Annotated in this window: 1 protein-coding gene and 1 pseudogene; both read right to left on the bottom strand. The window is 63.8% G+C overall.

Annotated features, from left to right (window positions below):
* A pseudogene (locus A5789_RS38680) lies at positions 1–302 on the bottom strand (ATP-binding protein); the annotation flags it as partial.
* 182 nt (positions 303–484) lie between these two features.
* On the bottom strand, positions 485–706 hold the full coding sequence (locus tag A5789_RS38675; RefSeq protein WP_064903081.1) for a hypothetical protein: 222 nt from the start codon (positions 704–706) through the stop codon (positions 485–487).
* Positions 707–771 lie beyond the last annotated feature (65 nt).

Below are 771 nucleotides of genomic sequence, written 5' to 3'. Positions count from 1 at the left end.
GCGACAGTGTTATCGCCGAGGATCTCGCCCCAGGATCCGACGCCGCGGTTGGTGGTGATCGCGATCGAGGTCTTCAAATATCGTTGCGCGACAACCTGAAACAGTGCTGATGCCGCCTCTGCAGGTAACGGCAGGTATCCCAGTTCGTCGATCGCCAGGAGCGTTGGTCCGGCGTAGAAACGCATGCAGGTGGCCCACCGGCCTTCGATCGCAGCTTTGTGGCAGCGGGCCGCCAAATCGGCGGCGGTGGTGACATAGGTGCGGTAGCCGGCGTGCACCGCAGCCCGGGCTAGACCCAAGGCCGCTCAGTTTGGTGTGCTGCCGGGTTGTCAACCGGGTAGCACGCGCACGCTGATGTGGGTTTGGTAGATGGTCCGGTCGATCACCCCCTTGGCGCGGTGTTTGGAGATTGCCCGTTTGACCACGCGAAGGCTGCTGCGGGGCCGGCGATGTGGGAGCAGGTCAGCGCGCACGGCCCGCCCGATCACACCGACGATATCGACAGTCGCGCCGGTGATGACCCGGCCGCATGGACGAGCTGGTCGCGGGCGGTCTGCAAAGCGACGGTGAAACTGCCCCGGTCCGCGACCATGCCCGGTGTGGCCAGCGCGGTATCGGCGATCGCGGTCCGCAACGCCTGGTAGGTGATCAGCAACGCGTAGACCTCCTGCGCGACATCGTCGGCAGTACGCGCCGAGGGTGTCACGAGAACCGTGTAAGTCCGAAGCTAGTTCGGTACTAAATCTATTCTAGCACAATGGAATTCGGTTC

The organism is Nocardia sp. 852002-51101_SCH5132738, from assembly GCF_001665695.1.
Classification (GTDB): domain Bacteria; phylum Actinomycetota; class Actinomycetes; order Mycobacteriales; family Mycobacteriaceae; genus Nocardia; species Nocardia nova.
The sequence above is the reverse complement of the archived record's forward strand: the minus strand, read 5'-3'. Positions and strand labels throughout refer to the sequence as shown.